Origin of the sequence: Bifidobacterium sp. M0404 (assembly GCF_016101415.1) — a bacterium.
GTDB classification, from domain to species: Bacteria; Actinomycetota; Actinomycetes; order Actinomycetales; family Bifidobacteriaceae; genus Bombiscardovia; species Bombiscardovia polysaccharolytica.
In genome coordinates this window covers 46,277-61,349 of sequence record NZ_JACFQP010000001.1, presented here as the reverse complement: position 1 = coordinate 61,349, position 15,073 = coordinate 46,277, and the positions used below count along the sequence as shown (strand labels likewise).

At 58.9% G+C, this 15,073-nt stretch carries 11 protein-coding genes; 6 read left to right on the top strand and 5 right to left on the bottom strand.

The genetic code is table 11. The annotated features are described in order from the left end of the window. The first annotated feature begins 121 nt into the window (after positions 1-121). Positions 122-2,215 (top strand): M13 family metallopeptidase, encoded by a 2,094-nt coding sequence (locus H3T93_RS00275; protein ID WP_144177501.1) that lies wholly within the window; start codon positions 122-124, stop codon positions 2,213-2,215. Between the two features lie 119 nt (positions 2,216-2,334). On the opposite strand, the gene H3T93_RS00270 is transcribed toward H3T93_RS00275, so the two are convergent. Continuing rightward, entirely contained in the window at positions 2,335-2,850 is a 516-nt protein-coding gene (locus H3T93_RS00270) for a single-stranded DNA-binding protein (protein WP_144177502.1), read from the bottom strand. A 1,145-nt stretch (positions 2,851-3,995) separates the two neighbouring features. Between H3T93_RS00270 and H3T93_RS00265 the strand changes: the two genes are divergently transcribed. Beyond that, entirely contained in the window at positions 3,996-4,850 is an 855-nt protein-coding gene (locus tag H3T93_RS00265; protein ID WP_144177503.1) for an exodeoxyribonuclease III, read from the top strand. Positions 4,851-4,979: 129 nt separating this feature from the next. Here the strand turns inward: H3T93_RS00265 and H3T93_RS00260 are convergent, their stop codons facing one another. Beyond that, positions 4,980-6,794: a proline--tRNA ligase gene (locus H3T93_RS00260; RefSeq protein WP_144177504.1), complete on the bottom strand. Its 1,815-nt coding sequence runs from the start codon at positions 6,792-6,794 to the stop codon at positions 4,980-4,982. Between the two features lie 478 nt (positions 6,795-7,272). Here H3T93_RS00260 and H3T93_RS00255 point away from each other — a divergent pair, with 478 nt between their 5' ends. The 4 genes from H3T93_RS00255 to H3T93_RS00240 all read left to right on the top strand — a co-directional run bounded on the left by H3T93_RS00255 (position 7,273) and on the right by H3T93_RS00240 (position 11,082). Next, entirely contained in the window at positions 7,273-8,058 is a 786-nt protein-coding gene (locus H3T93_RS00255) for an ABC transporter ATP-binding protein (protein ID WP_144177505.1), read from the top strand. 56 nt (positions 8,059-8,114) lie between these two features. Next, positions 8,115-9,560: a hypothetical protein gene (locus tag H3T93_RS00250; protein WP_144177507.1), complete on the top strand. Its 1,446-nt coding sequence runs from the start codon at positions 8,115-8,117 to the stop codon at positions 9,558-9,560. Between the two features lie 92 nt (positions 9,561-9,652). After that, positions 9,653-10,339 carry a hypothetical protein gene (locus tag H3T93_RS00245; protein ID WP_232348580.1) on the top strand — a complete coding sequence of 229 codons (687 nt, stop codon included), beginning with the start codon at positions 9,653-9,655 and terminating at the stop codon, positions 10,337-10,339. Between the two features lie 272 nt (positions 10,340-10,611). Then, a complete protein-coding gene (locus tag H3T93_RS00240; protein ID WP_052733363.1) occupies positions 10,612-11,082 on the top strand; it encodes a GNAT family N-acetyltransferase in 471 nt (156 codons plus the stop codon). Positions 11,083-11,128: 46 nt separating this feature from the next. Here the strand turns inward: H3T93_RS00240 and H3T93_RS00235 are convergent, their stop codons facing one another. From H3T93_RS00235 to guaB, 3 genes are all read right to left on the bottom strand, one after another. Continuing rightward, complete coding sequence (locus tag H3T93_RS00235; RefSeq protein ID WP_110425589.1) at positions 11,129-12,535, bottom strand: PIF1 family DEAD/DEAH box helicase; 1,407 nt, start codon at positions 12,533-12,535, stop codon at positions 11,129-11,131. A gap of 40 nt (positions 12,536-12,575) precedes the next feature. Beyond that, on the bottom strand, positions 12,576-13,277 hold the full coding sequence (gene orn / locus H3T93_RS00230) for an oligoribonuclease (protein ID WP_144177511.1): 702 nt from the start codon (positions 13,275-13,277) through the stop codon (positions 12,576-12,578). 194 nt (positions 13,278-13,471) lie between these two features. Next, positions 13,472-15,019, bottom strand: a complete 1,548-nt coding sequence (gene guaB / locus H3T93_RS00225) for an IMP dehydrogenase (protein ID WP_029678705.1) — start codon at positions 15,017-15,019, stop codon at positions 13,472-13,474. Positions 15,020-15,073: the final 54 nt, after the last annotated feature.

The following is a 15,073-nucleotide window of genomic DNA, read 5'->3' as shown; positions in this document are numbered from 1 at the left end:
GTCAAGTTTAAATCACCAAGGAGGCAATCGCGGCTTTTCCCCTTCGGCGGATGGTTCGCCGATCCGCCGATCCCGGCAACCCAGGGCATGGCATGTCACCAAAGATGGCTAGGCTTGTGGCATGGCACAATCTACTGAACCCAAGACCTCCTCCGGACTTGATCCGGCCTCCTTCTCCTCGGTCATTCGGCCGCAGGACGATCTCTTTCGTTTTGTCAACGGTCCCTGGATCGACACCTACAGTCTGCCCGAGGACCGCTCCCGGTTCGGCTCCTTCGACAAGCTTGCCGAGGATGCCGAAGCACAGATCCGTGAAATCCTCGAGGACCCGGAATCCCCGGCAGTCAAATCAGCCCTGCTCTACCGCAGCTTCCTGGATACTGATGCCATAGAAGCCGCGGGAATGGAACCCATCCGCCCAGACCTGCAGGCCATTGACGCTGTGTCCGACAAAAAGGCGCTGACCAGCCTGCTGGGCCGGCTCAACCCCACTGGCGGACCTGATCTGTTCGGCATCGCCATCTATGGCGATCCGGGCAACGCTGGCGTCAACGTGGCTCATATGGAACAGGCCGGGTTGGGACTTCCCGACGAAGCCTACTACCGGGAGAAGAGCTACGCTCCGGTCCGTCAGGCCTACACCGACATGGTGGCCTCCCTGCTCAGGCTCTCCGGCTACGCCGATGACCAGGAGGCTGCCCACAGACAGGCGGAGTCTTTCCTTGATGTCGAGACGCGCATAGCGGCACGCCACTGGGACAACGTGTCGACCCGAGACGAAGATCGCACCTATAATCCCACCACCCTGGCCGACCTGGAGTCTACACTCGCCGATTTCGATCTGCACACCTGGATCGAGTCCTGGCAGAATGCATATGCAGCCAGTCCTGTCGCCAATCTGCAACCGGTCGATCTGAGCTCAGCCCTGTCCAGGACCATAGTGCACGAACCCTCCTTCCTGCAGGGTTTGAACGAGCTTTGGGAAACCAGCGATTTGGAGGATCTCAAACTCTGGGCCCGCGTGCACACCCTGATTGAGTGGGCAGGCCTGCTCAGCAGCGACTTCGATCAGGCCAGGTTCGACTTCTATGGCAAGGTTCTTTCAGGCACGACCAAGATGCGTGACCGCTGGAAGCGGGCTGTCTCCCTGGTCAATGGCATTTGCGGCGAGGAGGTCGGACGCGAATATGTACGCCGGCACTTCCCTGCCTCCAGCAAGGCCCGCATGGAGGCCCTGGTCTCAGACCTGATCGATGCCTATCGGGTCTCCATCACCTCCAGCGACTGGCTGGGAGAACAGACCAAGGTCAAGGCTCTGGCCAAGCTGGACAAATTCTCGCCCAAGATCGGCTACACCGAGCACTGGCGCGACTATACGGCCCTGGCTGTGGACGAAAAGCTGGGTCTGGTCGACAACGTGCGGCAGGCCAACCTCTACGAGTCCGGCTACCAGTTCTGCAAGGCCGGTCAGCCCGTGGACAAGGAAGAGTGGCTGATGAACCCTCAGACGGTCAACGCCTACTACGAGCCCACGCTGAACGTCATCGTCTTCCCCGCAGCCATCCTGCAGCCGCCATTCTTCGATCCAGACGCCGACGATGCCGTCAACTACGGAGGCATTGGGTCGGTCATCGGTCATGAAATCGGCCACGGATTCGACGACCAGGGCTCCAAATACGACGGTGACGGACGTCTGCAGGACTGGTGGACCCCGCAGGACCGCGAAAACTTCGAACAACGGACCAAAGCACTCATTGAGCAGTACAACGGATTTGTCCCCCAGCAACTTGCCGAGAAGTACGCCGACGAGCCCGAGCAAGCACCTCATGTCAATGGAGCGTTGACCATTGGCGAGAACATCGGGGACCTGGGAGGCGTCAACATCGCCATCAAGGCCTATGCCATCTCCTTGCAGAAGAGGGAGGGCGGCACAGCCGAGACAGACGATGCTGCCATGGACCAGGCACTGGCCTCGGCTCCAGTCATGGACGGCTACACTGGCCTGCAACGGTTCTTCCTGTCTTATGCCTCCATATGGAGGACCAAGAACAGGGATCAGCTGGCCGAACAGTATCTGCAGATCGATCCCCACTCCCCTGCTGAATTCCGCACCAACGGCATCGTCAGGAACGTGGATCGCTTCTATCAGGCCTTCGGAGTCACCGCCGACGACGGCATGTGGCTGGAACCCGACGCACGAGTCAAGATCTGGTAAACCTGTTCTGATTAAAACCGTTGGTTGACGGTTTTAATCAGCCTACTGATCAAGGCGGGAGGCCGACGAAAATCAGTCGGTCTCCCGCTTTCGTTTTGCTAGGCCGAAACAACCTGTGCTCATTCGGCATCGGAAGCCTTCACCGATGTCTCCTCGGCTGCAGATGACGCAGATGATGCAGAGGCAGATGCAGTTTCGGACGATAAAGACGATGGCGGCGTGGTCCAAGGGTCCGGACCGTCAGCTCCCTCATCAATAGGCGCGGTACTCGATCGGATCCTGGTGAAGGTATCCTGCCCCCGGGCTAGGTCGTGACCGATGCCATCCGCCACCAAAACCAGACTGCTGTGCGGTTGGCCATCGCTGATCCACTCCTCCGTCACCAAAGATCCCGTCACCATGACCGGATCGCCCTTATGCAGACAGGCCAGGGCATTGACCGCCAGAGTCCTGAAAGCTTTGACAGTAAGCCAAGTAGTGGATTTTCGTTTCCACACTCCAGCCGCGGCATCGTAATGGGCCGGAGTAGAGCCCAGCCTGAAGGAGCAAACAGGCGTAGACCCCGGCTGTCCCAGACGCGTTGGTTGGGTCCCCATAAAGCCGAAGACAGTCGTTTTTATTTCGTTGATGGCCATACCGGAACCTCTCTTTTGACGTTATGAATTCGATCCTGATCTTGCAGTGATGAGGCCATTCGACGGAGGATCACCGACCAGAGCGCGGATAATTGGAGCGGGGGAAGGGACTGGCCCCAGCCAGGAACCCTCCGTCGAACGGTGAATCCATCCTGCCTCTGCGCACTTCCCCGCACCTGATTTGCGGACCATTGTGGTCGAACGGACCCGGCCTGATTCACATTGTGGACAAACCAACCTTTGTTCCATAAGAAACATGAAATAGGTCCATTGTTAGGAAGATCTATCTCATTGGGTAAAACAAGGTGGATTTACCCCTGATTATGAAAAATCGAAAACAAGGGAAACCATGATAACGAAAAATGGACGGCTTGGATGCAGGTAAACGTCAATGGCAATAAGGTCTCGACGACTCATAATTAGTGATTATTCAAGGAATTCAAGAAGGAAGGTGGGCACAAAATGATTGCAGGAGCGATTGCGGGTGTAGTAGCGATAGTGGGACGCATAGCATGGATAATGGTAGTTGCCATACTCGTTACATTGTCGATTCGATATCCCAGGAAGAACAGAACACAGCATACATAATTCCAGGCAATAGCTTATGGGCGGCCCTGGCTTTCAATTCCTATGATTTCATCATCGACAATGGGTGGTGACCTGCGTTATAAGAAAAGCCGCCACCCACTGTCTTGTTCCCGGCCGCTTATAGTGATGTTGATTCGAATACCTCATGAACACTCCAGCTGGGCAGTCGCCACCAGTCACTATCCGTCAGGAAGCACACAACTGTACAAAAAGAATGAGAGACTCAGACAACTCTTTTCTGAACCCACGAAGGTCGCCTCCTCGAAGAGTCACTAGGTGTAAATCATTCTGGTAGAGGCTGCCGCGCAGACGTGAAGACAAGGCCGCAAGATTGACGAGAAAAACCAGGTGAGCAACGTTCGAAGAAGGCATTCACTCGGCGTATCTCGCTGGATGCCTGCTCTACCGATGCCTTCTGTGCCGATGCCGAAGAATACATCAACGGAACCACGACTGAATTCGGATTGTCCCCTTCACAGCCCAGGACCATCGAACATTGGTCCTAGGCTAAACTGTGAGAGCAGATACATCGGCACGGTTTGGAAGGACCCGCAGTCATGGTTCACACGCTGGTCAGTTGGAATATCGATTCGCTCAACGCCGCCCTGCTGGGCAAGAGCAGCCGCAGCGCCCTCTCCCTGAAGGTGGTGGAGACCATCCGGGATCTTGACCCCGATGTCGTAGCCATCCAAGAGACCAAACTCAACGGCGATCAGAAGAAATCGGCGGGTATCCTTAAGGCGCTCATGCGCTACTTTCCCGATTATCAGGAGGTGGACCGCCGTTCCGAGGCCCCGGCCCGTACAGGCTACGCAGGCACGCTCATGCTCTACCGCAAGAGCCTACCAGAACCTACCGTGACCCGCCCCCGCATCGGTGCTCCCGACACCATGGATGACGAGGGCCGCATGCTCACTCTGGAGTTCCCGGACTGCTTCGTCACCACGGTCTACACTCCCAATTCCGGATCGGGACTGGTAAGACTCAAGCCGCGCGGCGTCTGGGATGATTGCTACCGTCGCTACCTGCAGGAACTGGATATCCGCAAGCCGGTCCTGGCCTGTGGCGACTTCAACGTAGCCCACGAGGAGATCGACATTGCCAACCCGGCCTCCAACCACCATTCCGCCGGCTTCACTGATCAGGAACGTGAGAAGTTCGGCCTTCTGCTGGATGCAGGCTTCACCGACACCTTCCGAAAAATTCATGGCGATGCCGCTGGCTTCTACGACGATCACCGCAGCGTCTACACCTGGTTCGCACAGCGTGCCCCAAAGAGCAAGATCAACAACTCCGGCTGGCGCATCGACTACTGGCTGACCTCCAACAGAATCGCTGACCAGGTCAGCACCAGCGAACCCGTGGACACCGGCGAGCGACAGGACCACCTGCCCATTCTGCTGCGCATCTGACTGGATAGATACCCGAACCCAAACCGATACAACCAAAAGAGTGGGGCCTCGGTCGCGTGCATCTTGACACGGCCTAGGCCCCACCTCTCTACATTGGTTGCGAATAAGCAACTATGAGCGTGGCATAGCCTACTGGAGAGCTGCAATCCGATCCATAATCGCTTGAGTAGCCTGATTGGCAGGAACAGCTTGCACTTCCGAGCCGTCACGGTTGCGGATCTCGATGGTACCGTTGGCGATGGTGTCGCGACCGGCAATAGCGACCAGAGGCACCCCGATCAGCTCGGCATCCTTGAACTTTACCCCGGGAGACACCTTGGGCCGGTCATCGTAGAGGACCTCCACGCCACGGTCCTCCAGGTCGGCAACCAGCTTCTCAGCGGCATCGAAGGCCTCCTGCTTCTTGCCGGTGGCCACCACATGAACCGCAGCGGGAGCGACAGCCTTGGGCCAGGCCAGACCCTTGTCATCGTGATGCATCTCAGCGATGCAGGCCAGCACACGGGAAATGCCGATGCCATAGCAACCCATCCAGACCGGCACCGCCTTGCCATTGCGGTCCAGAACCTTCAGACCCAATGCGTCAGAGTATTTCAGTCCGAGCTGGAAGACCTGGCCGATCTCCACGCCACGCTCGAAGCTGAGCGGCCCTGATCCGTCAGGGCTCATGTCACCGTGACGGACCTCGGCGGCCTCCACCACTCCGTCGGCTTGGAAGTCACGACCGTAGACCGCATTGGCCAGGTGCACGCCTTCGGCATCGGCACCGGTCACCCAGGCTGAGCCAGACGCCACATGGGCATCGAGGAAGTAGCGGATATGGGCGGCAGACTCGCTGTCCGAACGCTGAGGGCCCAGAACACGGGGGCCAATGTATCCCTTGACCAGCTCAGGGTGTGCAGCCAGGTCGGTCTCATTGGCCTCCTCGATTTCGGCCGGGGCGAACTGGGCCTCCAACCGCTTCATGTCCACCTGACGATCACCCGGCAGGCCGACGGCCACCAGTTCCCGCCAGCCCTCGGGATGGTCATCATCTGCAGGATGCTTGACGGCCACAATCAGGTTCTTCAAAGTATCGGCAGCGGTCCAGTCCCGGCCATCCTCGCGAGGATGCAGCTGGTTGAACCGCTCCACCAGGGTATCGATGGTGGTTGAGTCAGGGGTATCCAGCTCCTGCATGGCGGGAATCTTAGTGTAGTCGACGGGATCAGGACGCGGGGTGGTCAGCGCCTCCACATTCCACGCCTTCCCCGAGGGCGCCAGAGCAAAAGTGTCCTCGCCTATAGGCAACGGAGCCAGGAATTCCTCGGACTCGGATCCCCCCATGGGTCCGGAGACCGCATGGACGATTACGTAATTGACACCCAGGCGCTTGAAGATCCGCTCATAGGCGCCGCGCTCATCCTGGTAGGCCTTCTTCAGCCCCTCCTCATCCACGGTGAAGGAGTAAGCGTCCTTCATAATGAACTCGCGACCCCTGATCAGCCCGGCGCGGGGACGGAACTCGTCACGGTACTTGGTCTGGATCTGATAGAGAACCACCGGCAGGTCCTTGTATGAGGAGTACATGTCCTTGACCAAAAGGGTGAACATCTCCTCATGGGTGGGAGCCAGCAGGTAATCAGCGCCGTGCCTGTCCTGGAGGCGGAAGAGATTCTCGCCGTACTCCTCCCATCGGTGGGTGGCCTCGTAGGGCTCGCGAGGCAGCAGGGCCGGGAAGTGGACCTCCTGGGCGCCAATGCCGTTAATCTCCTCCCGGACCACGGCCTGGACCTTGTCGAGGACTTTCAGACCCAGTGGCAGCCAGGTAAAGATGCCCGGGGCCACCTTGCGGACGTATCCGGCACGCTGAAGGAGTTTGGCCGAGTCCACATCGGCGTCGGCCGGATCCTCCCTGAGGGTCCGCAAAAAGAGGGTTGACATGCGCATGGCTTTGGTTCTCATACCTCCCAAAGATATGCGCGCAAAGGGACAAGCAACCATAAAGGACGCCTTATGACAATTTGTTGAAAGCAAGCCAGAAACCCCTATGATTATGGCCGCTTTCACCAGAAAGTCGCTATGGTCGCATACGGCCGCTCAACAACGTCGAGGACGAATCACCCTCAAAAAACAATGCTCGCCTGGACACCATTTCGAAGTTGAGGTGGTGGGTTGACTCGCGCTCACCGCTAGCAGGTGGAAGCTCTTGAAAACCAACATTATTCATCGCGCCAATCATACGTAGTTCTGGCAGCCACGCCCCGGATCATCACTTGAGATCAATCATGACGCTGCAGAACACCGCGATTGCATCTTCTTTGAACATTTCCGAACACCGTTCATGCGCCTTGCCAAGCACATCGATTTGACTCAAGCAGTTATGTAATGTACGTTTGATTTAACTTTGAAGTAAAGGTTCAACTTTTATTAGTTTGGTTCAATGGTGAATTATAAAGTAGACGTTTCCCTCTCGCACGTGTCTTTCTCCTACGGCCGTAAACAGGCGCTGTCGGATGTGTCCTTGAGCTTCGGCAATGGCGTATTCGGACTCTTGGGTCCCAATGGTGCCGGCAAGACGACACTGATGAATATTGTGACCACCTTGTCACGTCCTTCCTCGGGCAGTGTAAGGATAGCCAGGGCGAATGTGCTGACAAGCGCTGGACGACGTCGGGCCAGGAGCCGAATCGGATATTTGCCGCAATCGTTCGAGTTGATGAATGCTTCCAGCCTGATGCGCAATGTACGGTACGCCGCATGGGCGCGCGGTCTGTCCTGGAAAGCTTCCTGTGATGCAGCGGTGTGGGCCCTGGAGCAGGTGGAATTGTCCGGGGAAGCTCGCCGCCCGGTGCGCAGCCTGTCCGGTGGCATGCGTCAACGGGCGGGCATCGCGTGTGCAATTGTCGCCCGTCCCGACGTGCTTGTCTTGGACGAACCGACCGTTGGCCTTGATCCGGTGCAGCGCATTGAGGTGCGTAAATTCCTCGACGCATATGCGGACAGCCACACAGTGCTGGTGAGCACGCATTTGGTTGAGGATCTGGCCGCAATCGCCGACCGCGTGCTGGTGCTCGACCACGGGCGTCTGCTCCTGGACGGGCGCATGGATGATCTCGCCGCCTTGGCCGATTCTGAGGACTCAATGGCATCGCCTTGGGAATCCGGTTATCGACGGCTGCTGACGGGATCCGAACACCTGCCATCCGACCAGGGTGAGGTCTCATGATGGCCCGTCTGCTCAATCCCTTGTCACCTGTGAGCTCGCTGGTGTTCTTTCTGTCAATGATGGCATATCCGGCCGCATTATCGGTGCGCAACTACGGAGTCGGCCAATCAGATGCGTCCCCGTGGGCACTGACAGATGCGGCCTTGCAGTTCGACCTGACCTGGATGCATCTGGTGACGGATGTAATCGCCTGCATGTTCGGCGCATGGAGCGCCTGGAAAGCGTGTTCCCCGCGATCCATGGTCGCGCCGCCCTGGATCGGGGGCCCGTCTGTCCGCAGATATGGCGTGCCTGTCCTCAAGGGTGCCTCATTGAGTTCCCTGGCCTATGCGGCAGGTTGTCTTCCCGCCATCGTCCAGACACTGCGGTTCACAGGCGGGTCGGTTCCCGTGGGAGCCTTGCTCATGGGTATGGCAGTGCCGGCGGCCATGTTCGCCCTCGGCTATGCGCTCGGGGCCATCATGGGCAGCCGCTGGTCCCTGGTGCCGGCCACGCTTTTGCCTGCTGCCCTGTGTTGGGGCAGCTTAGTGCTGCTGATGCCGCGCATACCCAAGGGTGACGTGTTTCCCCGAGCCTGGGGGTCGCCGCTGGCCGTGGTGATGCCGATGATGGACACGGGCATCGGTGCCGAGCCGGGACTCAGTATTAACCTTTCAGCGGTGACAGTGCGCTGGATCTTGGTCGCAGTAGTGCTGGCCGCATCCACAGCGGCATGCATGCTGACCGCACACCAGTGGCAGCCCGGCCTGTCATGGATAGTCGCCCCATTGGCTGTGCTTCTTTTAGTTCCGACTGCTGCCGGGGGCCTGGTAGCCATGTCCGGCCCGGCGGAATGGCGACGATCCGCTCCGTTCACCCCGGTGTGCAAAAGCATAGACGGCGTGCCGCTGTCAGTGTGCTCCCACCCGGATGATGGCGCCCACCTGAGACGCTACATGCGATATATGCGGTCGGTCGCCTCATGGTTCCCCAAGGACAGTGTGGAAGGCAGCTCGGGACTTGTGCTTTTGCTGGGCAACGCCTTTACGCCTACGTCCCACGGCCAGGCGTGGAATCTCACCGGCCGAGGCCTGGCCGAACTGGAACACTTGGGCGGCAAGAAGATACAGATAATGACCGACACAGTCACCGAACGCACTGGACGATACAGTGACCTAGCTGATGTCACACAGGACATCGTGAAGGAATTCGTCCATGCTGACTGCGCGGCTACGGCACTTAAAAACGTGTATAAACAACGGACATTGGATGATGGTGCCAGCGTGTCCGCCTTCGTGCTGGAGCAGTTGCCCCAGCGCATGAGAGAGACCGTCTACGAGTCGATGGGCAGCAGAGGAAGCGGGGCATCCGGGATGGGAAGCGCCCGAGGCCCTGCCGCCGATCTGCTCAACGATGCCACTAATGAAGAGTTCCATGCCTATGTGCGTCGCAACCTCTCTGGGCTCGAACGCTGCGCCATCACGCCGTCCGATGTCATCAATGATCTGGGAATGAACCACTGATGGGCGGCCGGCATCGACGTGGTACCTTGAAAGGCGGAATCCCGGTCGGATGGTTGGCTGGGCGACGCCCATGGGCGGCTTTGGCATTTGTCATGCTGGCTGTGACCGTGCCCTTCCTGCTTGCCACCGCCTCCGCTTCCGCTACCGGCGGGGAGATCTATGCCCGGCCAGCCTATTATGGGTACGTCTGCGTTCCTGATCCACATGCAGCGGTATTCAACGGCGCCGTACATACCCAATGCCCACAAGGCAAAAGCGCCGTGCCCAGTATGGTGCCCATGGCCGAGCTGGCCTACGCGGCGTTCAGCGCATGCGCCTTGGTCATGCTTGCCCCGCTTATGCCCACCTGGGAGCGCCTGAACCTGGCACGCGTCCGTTGGCGAGCCCTGGCCGCAGGGACAGGCGTGCTGATGCTACCATTTCTTTTCAGCCTCCTCCTTACCATACCGAATTTCCACGGCGGCCCAACCAGCGTACAGTCGCTGCTCAGACTAGCTGCCTGCAATGGCTTGGTCGACGCATCCTTGGTCATGCTCGGCATCGCATTGCTTGGTCGTTTCTACGGGCTTGGCCTGGGCGTAGGGCTGGCAGTGTTCAATATCGCCAGCCAAGGTATTCAGATAGGCATGGGAATGACGCTCCGTCTATACCCCGAAGACATCAAACCGCCCATTCCTGGGCAGGGGACTTGGCCGGCGATTGCAGCGGTCTTGACAGTCTTCGCCGTCTTACTCTGGACGGTCACCGGAGGCCGGGGAATGATCTTGGACAAGAAATAAAGGGCCAGCACAGCTGCTTGTGAGATGTGTGAGACCCTGCCAACTTTAACGGCGCAGGAGTTCGTCCGAGTCCACCTGGCCGTCAACCGGATCTACGTATATGCCCCGTATGACCGAACCCGAACCAAACGGCACATACCGGAAAAAGTCGGTAAATCCTCAACCTGACATCCGGCATCTCTCCAGCATTACCCTCCCCCATAAAGAGGACCAAGATATGATGGTTGTATATCGAATAGGTTTTCTGATTTACAAGGACAAGGCGGGCACCTATGTCATCAGAGCCAGGTGTGACCATCCAGACCTTTACCAACCTTGACGCAGAGCACATGACACTCCTCCTGGAGGCCGATCCTTCAGAACTGATAATCCGTGACGTTTTCACCCATTCCTGTGCTTATGAAATCCGAGTGGAACACGCTCTGACTGGTGTCATGCTGCTTGTCAGACCAAACACGGATACCTTGGAAATCGCCAATATCAGTGTGGGCCGTGCTTATCGCCGGCAGGGACTTGGAAGCAGATTAATAGACCGAGCCAAGATGGAGACCGTCAGGCTGGGTCTGAGAAGATTGGAAGTAGGCACCGGATCCACCAGTTTTGAGGCCCTTTGCTTCTACCAAACATGCGGGTTTCGCATGGACCGCATTGAACGGGATTATTTTGTAGACCGCTACCAGCAGCCCATTGTCGAGAACGGAATCATCCTGAGAGACATGGTCCGCCTGTCATGGTGTCTCTAGCGACCCCGGATGACTACACCGGATCAAGACCGGTAAGGGCAACCAATCAGAAAAGTTCGTCCTGGCTGAATTCGTCTTCTGGTTCCTGACCGACGGCGCGCTTGGTGAAGGACTCAGGACCCTCATCCTTCAGACGGGCGCAGGCCGCCTTGGACTCGGCCCTCAATCCCGCATCCAGAACGACGGCATCGGGAGAGACCAGGAAGGCATGCTCATTGATGCCCGTCAGGTAGAGCCCATCCAGGCTTTCCACACGGGAGAGGGCCACGTAGCCCATCCCCGGCGCGAAGGTCCGTCTCAGGTCCATGACTGCCCTGTCCAGGGTCATCCCCTGGGACTTGTGGATAGTGATCCCCCAGGCGCAGCGAAGAGGCACCTGGTTGACGGCGGCCAGGACAGTGTCCCCATCCATGGTCTCCCAGGCGGCCGGCTTCATGGTGACTATGTTGCCGTTCTGGAAGGAGACGATCGGCCATCCCCCCTTGGCCGAGCTGGTGAATCCGCTGACTGTACCAATAGAGCCGTTGACATATTGATGGTCCTGGTCGTTGCGCAGGGCCATTACTGCGGCTCCGGTCTTCAGGGCCAGATCCTCGGGGGCCAGCATGTTCTTCTTCAGCCGCTCCACCAGTCTGGCCTCGCCTCGGGATGTGGCCTGGTAATGGTGGGCCTCTTCGTCGATGGCGGCCAGGCGCTGGTCGTTGAGCGTGTCGGCCTGCTTGTTGACCGGGAAGAGGTGGACTGCCACCTGACCGGGTGCGGGCACTGCGCCGACTCGGGAGGCCAGGACCTCATGGTCCTCCTGGGTGACGCCGCCCTCCCTGATGTCAGTCAAGACGGTCAACAGCTGGCCATCGTCCTGGCGATGCTGCTCGGTCAAGTAACAGATAATCGGGTCCAGGTCCTGCCAGACCAGTGATTCGGTGACGAACCCGTCCGGGTCCTTGCCGGCCTGGGCATAGCGTTCCCGGGCAGCCTGGAATTCAGGGCTGGGCAGTATTCCTGCAGCTCGGTTGGATCGAGTCACCGGCGGCAGCTGGAAAAAGTCCCCGGAAAGAACCACTTGGATCCCTCCGAATGGTTCGGGGCTGTGACGAACCGCCCGGCAGGCCTGGTCCACCATGTCGAAGAGCCAGGCATGCATCATGGAGACCTCATCGATGACCAGGATGTCGGTGCCCTCGATCTGTCTACGACGGCGGGTCTTGATCCGCTTCAGGAGCGATTCGGTCATGCAGGTGGCGATGCCCACACCGCTCCAGGAATGGATAGTCTGGCCGTTGATGTGTGTGGCGGCGATGCCGGTCGAAGCGGTCACCGCCACAACCGCTCCGGCCTGACGAGCCTGGGCGACGAACTCATTGAGCACAAAGGTCTTGCCTGACCCGGGGGCGCCTGTGATGAAGGCATTGGCCCCCGCACTCAATATGGTCAAGGCTTCGGATTGCTGCATGCCTCCATGGTGCCACGTCAGAGGTACATGGCCACGCCTGTCAGTAGTCGGTCTTCTCAGGCTTGTTGGCATCCTCTACCGGATCGCCGGACTCTTCGTAGTGGCGCAGAAGGCTGGTCTGCTCGATCTGTTCCGCTCCGGCCTTGGACTGCGCCCCGTCAGGTCCGGGAGCCGGAAGGAAGAACATGGAGCGGTAGTAGCGCAGTTCGTCCATGGACTCGATGATGTCGGCCAGAGCCCTGTGGCCGCCATGCTTGGCTGGCTTGTTCTTGTAGACGTCCGGGTACCAGCGGCGGGACAGCTCCTTGAGGGTGCTCACGTCGATGACCCGGTAATGCAGAAGAGCCATAAGGCCGGGCATGTACCGGTCAAGGAACTTCTTGTCGGAGCCCACTGAGTTGCCTGCCAGGTGGGCTTTGCCATTCTTGGGCAGGAAGGGCTTGACGTACTCGATCACCTGACGCTGGGCCTCCTCCAGGTCCAGACCTGTCTTCATCTCCTCAATCAGACCGGAGGAGGTGTGCATCTTCCTGACGAAGTCCCCCATATGGTCCAGTGCCGCCTGGGAGGGCTTGATGACCAGGTCTATACCCTTGTCCAGGACCTTCATGTTGAAGTCGGTGGGGACCACGGAGACCTCGCACAGCTCGTCATGGAAGATATCCAGACCGGTCATCTCGCAGTCTATCCAAATCATGCGGGATTCTTCCGCAGTGAAGGTCAGATCATTCTTGTCGCTCATCTGTACGCCTTTCAGATCCGGGTCGCGCACCGGATCGCTCCTTCCGCCGCCTCGGGCGGAACATTACAAGATACCGCCAGCACGTGACTGGCGGAGGGTTCGCCAGGCCGTCCGACCGGACCATGGCTGACTTGAAATATGCAATCGGCGCAGGTCCTGATGAGATCCTGCGCCAATCACCTGCCTACGTAGGCTCAGTTGTGGAAGCCTGAGTAGTTGGGGGCCTCCTTGGTCATGACGATGTCATGGGGATGCGATTCACGCAGACCGGCATCGGTGATCCGAATGAACCGGCCCTTGCGCTGCAGCTCGGGAATGGTGCGGGCACCGGTGTAGAACATGGTCTGATGCAGGCCGCCGACAAGCTCGTAGAGCACATAGTTGAGCGGACCACGGTAGGGCACCTCGCCCTCGACACCTTCGGGCACCACCTTGTCGGAGCTGGTGACGTCAGCCTGGAAGTAGCGGTCCTTAGAGTAGCTCTTCTTGCCGCGCGGGGCCATGGCGCCCAGCGAGCCCATGCCCCGATAGACCTTGTACTGCTTGCCATGCAGGAGGACCTTCTCGCCAGGGGCCTCCTCAGTGCCTGCCAGCAGACCGCCCAGCATGACCGAATCGGCCCCGGCCACGATGGCCTTGGCAATGTCTCCCGAGTAATGGATTCCACCGTCGGCCACCAGAGGAATCCCGGCAGGCCGACAGGCCAGGGCGGCATCGTAAACGGCAGTCAGCTGGGGCACACCCACGCCAGCCACCACGCGGGTAGTGCAGATGGAGCCGGGGCCCACACCGACCTTGACCGCGTCAACGCCGGCATCAATCAGTGCCTGGGCACCCTCGCGGGTGGCCACGTTGCCGCCGATCACATCCACATGGTCGAAGGCATGATCAGCCTTGATCCTGCGAATCATGTCCAGCATGAGCTTGGCATGGCCATGGGCGGTGTCCACGACCAGAATGTCGACCCCGGCATCGGCCAGGGCGGTGATGCGTTGCCAGGCATCGCCGAAGAAGCCCACGGCGGCAGCCACACGCAGACGGCCGCGCTCATCCTTGGTGGCCTCGGGGTACTGCTCGGTCTTGACGAAGTCCTTGACGGTGATCAGCCCGGTCAGTTTGCCCTCATCATCAACCAGGGGAAGCTTCTCCACCTTGTACTTGGCCAGAAGCTGGTGGGCGTCTTCCTTGGTGATGTTGGACGGACCGGTGATCAGGTGGTCCTTGGTCATGATGTCGCTGACCTTGAGCCGGTCGAAGTCAGCGGGATTGACGAAGCGCATGTCGCGGTTGGTGATGATGCCCACCAGCCGCTGCCGACGATCCACCACGGGCAGACCGGAGACCTTGTAGGTGGAGCAGAGCTTGTCCAGGTCGGTCAGTGTGGCATCTGGAGTTACCGTCAGGGGGTCGGAGATCATGCCGGATTCGGACCGCTTGACAATGTCGACCTGATTGGCCTGATCTTCGATGCTGAGGTTGCGGTGGAGGACGCCGATGCCGCCGTTACGGGCCATGGCCACAGCCATGGTGGCCTCAGTGACGGTGTCCATGGCAGCCGAAAGGACCGGGGACTTCATGGTGATGTTCCGAGTCAGCCGGGTGGTGGTGTCTACTTCGGAGGGGATGACATCGGATTCGTTGGGTAGCAGGAGGACGTCGTCATAGGCCAGACCGATTTTCTGGAAGGCGTCGGGGAGTTGAGTGTAGGAGGAGGGTTCGCTTTGTGGGTTTTCCATAGCCATAGCACCATGCTACAAGTGCTTCTTGACCGTTAACGGTACCGTGTCCGTACTATT

Coding starts and splice junctions, on each gene's coding strand:
- H3T93_RS00275 (WP_144177501.1), top strand. CDS start 122: ATGGCACAATCTACTGAACCCAAGACCTCCTCCGGACTTGATCCGGCC.
- H3T93_RS00270 (WP_144177502.1), bottom strand. CDS start 2,850: ATGGCCATCAACGAAATAAAAACGACTGTCTTCGGCTTTATGGGGACC.
- H3T93_RS00265 (WP_144177503.1), top strand. CDS start 3,996: ATGGTTCACACGCTGGTCAGTTGGAATATCGATTCGCTCAACGCCGCC.
- H3T93_RS00260 (WP_144177504.1), bottom strand. CDS start 6,794: ATGAGAACCAAAGCCATGCGCATGTCAACCCTCTTTTTGCGGACCCTC.
- H3T93_RS00255 (WP_144177505.1), top strand. CDS start 7,273: ATGGTGAATTATAAAGTAGACGTTTCCCTCTCGCACGTGTCTTTCTCC.
- H3T93_RS00250 (WP_144177507.1), top strand. CDS start 8,115: ATGATGGCATATCCGGCCGCATTATCGGTGCGCAACTACGGAGTCGGC.
- H3T93_RS00245 (WP_232348580.1), top strand. CDS start 9,653: ATGCTGGCTGTGACCGTGCCCTTCCTGCTTGCCACCGCCTCCGCTTCC.
- H3T93_RS00240 (WP_052733363.1), top strand. CDS start 10,612: ATGTCATCAGAGCCAGGTGTGACCATCCAGACCTTTACCAACCTTGAC.
- H3T93_RS00235 (WP_110425589.1), bottom strand. CDS start 12,535: ATGCAGCAATCCGAAGCCTTGACCATATTGAGTGCGGGGGCCAATGCC.
- orn (WP_144177511.1), bottom strand. CDS start 13,277: ATGAGCGACAAGAATGATCTGACCTTCACTGCGGAAGAATCCCGCATG.
- guaB (WP_029678705.1), bottom strand. CDS start 15,019: ATGGCTATGGAAAACCCACAAAGCGAACCCTCCTCCTACACTCAACTC.